This is a genomic window from Candidatus Enterococcus willemsii, from assembly GCF_009933335.1.
Lineage (GTDB): Bacteria > Bacillota > Bacilli > Lactobacillales > Enterococcaceae > Enterococcus_F > Enterococcus_F willemsii.
Genome location: NZ_MAEL01000016.1, coordinates 1 through 4,624, shown reverse-complemented (window position 1 = coordinate 4,624; position 4,624 = coordinate 1). Strand labels below are relative to the sequence as shown.

6 protein-coding genes are annotated in these 4,624 nt (G+C 36.2%); 4 read left to right on the top strand and 2 right to left on the bottom strand.

Annotated features, from left to right (window positions below):
- On the bottom strand, positions 1-451 hold a 451-nt coding region (locus BAU17_RS02660; protein ID WP_161901274.1), incomplete at its 3' end, for a GNAT family N-acetyltransferase.
- Between the two features lie 116 nt (positions 452-567).
- On the opposite strand from BAU17_RS02660, the gene BAU17_RS02655 reads away from it, so the two are divergent.
- Entirely contained in the window at positions 568-906 is a 339-nt protein-coding gene (locus tag BAU17_RS02655) for a DUF2200 domain-containing protein (RefSeq protein ID WP_161901273.1), read from the top strand.
- A gap of 12 nt (positions 907-918) precedes the next feature.
- Here BAU17_RS02655 and BAU17_RS02650 read toward each other — a convergent pair whose 3' ends face one another.
- Positions 919-1,800 (bottom strand): LysR family transcriptional regulator, encoded by an 882-nt coding sequence (locus BAU17_RS02650; RefSeq protein ID WP_161901272.1) that lies wholly within the window; start codon positions 1,798-1,800, stop codon positions 919-921.
- A 98-nt stretch (positions 1,801-1,898) separates the two neighbouring features.
- On the opposite strand from BAU17_RS02650, the gene BAU17_RS02645 reads away from it, so the two are divergent.
- The 3 genes from BAU17_RS02645 to BAU17_RS02635 all read left to right on the top strand — a co-directional run.
- The gene (locus tag BAU17_RS02645; protein ID WP_161901271.1) at positions 1,899-2,441 is read left to right on the top strand and encodes a chromate transporter; all 543 of its coding nucleotides are present in this window, start codon (positions 1,899-1,901) and stop codon (positions 2,439-2,441) included.
- A complete protein-coding gene (locus tag BAU17_RS02640) occupies positions 2,441-2,995 on the top strand; it encodes a chromate transporter (protein ID WP_161901270.1) in 555 nt (184 codons plus the stop codon). The genes BAU17_RS02645 and BAU17_RS02640 overlap by 1 nt, the downstream gene beginning before the upstream one ends.
- 38 nt (positions 2,996-3,033) lie before the next feature.
- The coding region (locus tag BAU17_RS02635; protein WP_161901269.1) for a DUF4153 domain-containing protein at positions 3,034-4,624 on the top strand (1,591 nt) is incomplete at its 3' end.

Sequence of the window (4,624 nt, the reverse complement as noted above, 5' to 3'; positions counted from 1 at the left end):
GCCAAATACCGTTATTATCCTTACCGATTTTCTCTCGATAACCAACTTGTCGAAAACCACATTTTTGATGGAGGCGAATACTACCTGTATTATTGGCAAAAATATCTGATTCAAGTAACCAATAACCTTCCTGCTCTGACACTGTGATTAATTGTTTTAATAAACCAGTCGCAACGCCTACACCCTGATAATTTTGATCGATATAAATGCTCACCTCAGCAACTCCATGATATTCAGGAATAGTTGGATAAGCTTGCTTGAGTGTTGCCCAACCAACAACTTTTTCATTATCTACTGCGACCAATCGACCGACAGTCAAACGTTCGCTGTCAAACTCTTCATAGCTGAGTTTCTCTACAGTAAACGTCGCTAATCCTGTCGCCATTCCTTGACGATAAATATGGTAGACTGCTTTCCAATCTGTCGCTAACATTTCTCGATATTTGAACATCTAAAAACCCCTTTCATGATTATTTTCTTATAAATGCTCATTATTTGCAACTTTCCTTGGTTATTGCCAATTAAACACAAATGATTTATGCTTAATTTTATAAGGAGACGATGATAATGAGTAGAATTGAAACAATGACTTTCGCAAGTGTATACCCCCTCTATTTAGCCAAAGTTGAAAAGAAGGGACGAACAAAAGAAGAACTAGATACCATTATTCGCTGGCTAACCGGCTTTAACCAAGAAACACTTGAACAGATGATTGAAGGAACACAAACTTTTCCAGAATTTTTCGCCCAAGCTAATTTACATCCAAACATACATCAAATTAAAGGTGTTATCTGTGGCGTTCGTATTGAAAATATCGAAGACCCTTTAATGAAAAATATCCGCTATTTAGATAAAATTGTGGATGAATTAGCAAAAGGAAAAGCAATCGAAAAAATTATGCGCTGATGAAACAGTCCGTCACAATTTAAGTGCGGACTGTTCTATTTGTGTAAAGCAAGTTAGAAAATCGTTTTGATAACTTGTTTTCTCCTCCCCATGACGAGTAACCACGTAATTAATAGTTTGAAACTGTGCGCCAGCTAAAGTCACTTCAACCAATTCGCCACTTTGAAGATAACTACTGGCAAATGGCTCGGGCAAAATAGTTATACCTAGTCCCGATAACGCAGCTTGGATTAACACTTCCGTATTGACACTCTCCATAAAAGGAACAACTTGTATGCCTTGACTTTCTAAAAAATTATCCAATCCATCACGCAAGGTACTACCTTTTTCCCGTAATAAAAAAGCGATATTTGTGCATGCTTGGCTCGTTAAGTGTGATACATTTAATTGAGCACTGGCCACCAATAATAATCTATATGTTGAAATTTTTTGTAACTGGAATGCCTCATTTTCTCGAAAGCTCTCCGTAAATGCCATGTCAATTTCGTAACGCTCTAACCTTCGCTGAATTTGATCCACGTTCTCTGCATAGATTTTTATCTTCTTTTGGGGATATTTTTCTTGAAATAATTGAATCGCTTGAGGTAACGTTTGCTTTGCTAAAGTTAAACTAACCCCAATTCGCAAAGGGATTTCATCCAATTCTTGATTGAAATTTTCTAATTCACGAAACTCATATACAAGTTTTGTTGCCTTTTGTCGAAAATTTTCGCCGTATTCGTTTAAGCGTAACTGTCCATGCACCCGATCAAATAACGATACACCAATACTTGCTTCGAGTTCGCGGATGGCTTTAGATAAGGCAGGTTGTGAAATATAGACATGTTTGACCGCCTCGCTCATCGAACCATACTGACAAATTGCTAAAAATAATTCTAATTGCCGAATATTCATAAGACACCTCATAACTAAATAGTTATACCTATTGTACAATACATATATTTTTATTCAACTTCCAGACTTGTTATGATAAATGAATTGGAGGGGAAAAAATGGAAAAAAATTGGAGTTTATTTAAAGCTTATTTATTGGCGGGTGCCTTTACTTTTTCAGGAGGAATGGCGATGCTTCCTGTGATTGAAAAAGAACTTTGTGAGAAAAAGAAATATATATCAAAAGACGATTTATACGAGTACACAGCCCTGTCGCAAACATTTCCAGGAGTAATTGCCTTAACAAATGCTTGCTTTGTTGGGAAGAAAATTAATGGAACTTCAGGTATGTTTGTTGCTGGTATAGGTGCTATTTTACCAGCTTATGTCTTAATGACCATCGCTACGCTGCTGTATCAGCTGATTCCACAAGATGGACCAATACTTACCGCACTCACTGCTGTTCGAGCAACGTCTGCAGCATTTTTATTTGCCGCAGCTTATACAATTGCGCGATACAGTATCCAAAACAAGTTACATGGCCTTTTTGCTGGTCTTTGTTTTGGTTTAACTGTATTTCAATTGATTGGTGCGCCTTGGATTATTTTAGCTGCTGGCCTATTAGGGATTAGCTGGACATTTATCAAAAAGGAGAAAAACTAATGCTACAATTATTTACAATGTTTCTCAAAATTGGCTTCTTAGGTTTTGGCGGCGGATATGCGATGCTTGCGCTGATTTATCAAGAAGCTACAATCTTAGGAATGACCGTTGCTGAATTTGCTGACTTAAATGCTTTAGACGCCCTCATTCCCGGACCAATTGCCATCAACTCAGCCACGTACATTGGACAGTATTATGTTGGTTTCTTAGGTGGTTTAGTCGCGACACTCACAGTCAGTATGCCATCAATTATTATTGTTCCATTGTTCATGAAATATGAGCAAACCATTCGTAAAAATCCAATGATGAATCACGCACTGACTTGGATTAAACTGGCTTCCGTTGGTCTATTATTTGGAATTTCAGTGACAATGACGCTCGCAATTGTGTTTAATATGGCGACCATCTTTGATTGGCAACATTTTGAGATTGATTGGCTATCCTGTATTATCTTGCTAAGTTCATTGTTCATTCACCTGCGTTTTAAAGTTAATCCGATTATTTTAACTGGTATTGCTGGTATTCTTGGATATATTAGCTACTACCTCTTTTAAGTGAACATGGTATAATAGAGAAAAGGCGGTGGTTTTTTATGAACATGACAAAAAATGTCCAGCACCAATTACAAAATATTATTCAAGCAACTTCTCGTTTTTGGTTTTCTACGATTGTTGTGCTACTTACTACTTTTACTATTTGGCAAGGTATCGCTTCAAAAAACATGAATGACAAATTACTATTGGCATTTATTATGACCAGTGTATTCGGACTCGTTGCTCAATTAATTTATGAACGTTTTTTTAACAAACATTGGATACAATGGAGCTTATACGCTTTGTCTAGCATCCTTGGTGCATTGTATTATTTCTATTTAAGCAGGCAAGAACTATTCAGCTATAAGATTGGTGTACAAGCAACTGTTCTGTTTTTCGTACTAATCATCGCAAGTATTTGGATACCGACAATCCAAGTGGATGAAGATCGATTCGCTCGTAATTTCATTGTCTATATTAAAGCTTTCTTCACTTCTTTTTTGTATTCACTTATCTTAACAATTGGTTTATTGGCAATTGTCGGTGCATTTAATTTACTCATTTATCCTATTTCTGGCAATGTCTACTCCTACTTAGGAACCTTCGTTTGGAGCGGTTTTTGCCCACTGTATTTTTTATCTTTGTTACCTTTATTTCCGACCGGTACGACCGAAGACGAAAGTTATCAACGTGCTTCAACTATCTCGAAGTTTTTAGCCGTCCTCATTTCGTACATTATTATTCCTTTACTTGTTGCTTATACGCTCATTTTGATGCTGTATATCCTCAAGTCAATTACTGGCAATTTCTGGCAAGATAACCTACTTGAACCTTTCTTAATTAGCTATATTATCAGTGGCTGGCTCACATTGATTCTAAGTCAACCACTAAGCACACCTTTCGTCACTTTATTTAAAAAGTATTTTCCACTATTACTACTATTTGTCTCTGTATTGCAAGGAATTTCTTCGATTGTTAAATGGCGAGAATTTGGGCTAACTGATAATCGATATTTTACGCTAATATTCATTTTCTTCTCTATTTGTTCGATTGTACTATACTTCAAACAAACAAAGAACAATTGGATTCCAGCGTTATTCATTGGGCTATCACTATTGTCTATCTTCCCTTATATTGATGCTATTTCAGTTGCGACAAGAAGTCAGAACAAACAAATCGAAACAACATTAAAGCAAAATAACATGTTAAAAGGACAAACTCTTGCCCCGAATGGAAAAATCCCTAAAGTAGAAAAAAGAAAAATTGTCGAAAGCTACAATTATTTACAAAAAGTAGATGCTTGGAAGTCACTCTCATTTTTGCCCAAAAATGTTGAGGAAAATGATAATTTTGTCTCATTATTTGGGTTCTCGCCCTATTCACTTGAAGAATCCAAAGCGCAAGATATTCAAGCAAGTTTTAGGTTGAATATAGATAAGAATTCACCTTTACAACTACCTATTACAGGAAGTGATATGTTCTTCCACATTCATATGGAAGAAGGAAAATTTGAATCGACAAGTACCTCTTCTCTTCCATTTTCATATGATCAGCAAAATTACCAACTTGTATGGAAAGAAGAGCCTGGCGAACATGAGAACAACTCACAACCACTGATGCTTACGTTAGAACAAAATAATGAAGCAATTG

What these genes read in the sequence shown, in the direction of transcription:
- BAU17_RS02655 (WP_161901273.1), top strand. Translation starts at nt 568, where the DNA reads ATGAGTAGAATTGAAACAATGACTTTCGCAAGTGTATACCCCCTCTAT.
- BAU17_RS02650 (WP_161901272.1), bottom strand. Translation starts at nt 1,800, where the DNA reads ATGAATATTCGGCAATTAGAATTATTTTTAGCAATTTGTCAGTATGGT.
- BAU17_RS02645 (WP_161901271.1), top strand. Translation starts at nt 1,899, where the DNA reads ATGGAAAAAAATTGGAGTTTATTTAAAGCTTATTTATTGGCGGGTGCC.
- BAU17_RS02640 (WP_161901270.1), top strand. Translation starts at nt 2,441, where the DNA reads ATGCTACAATTATTTACAATGTTTCTCAAAATTGGCTTCTTAGGTTTT.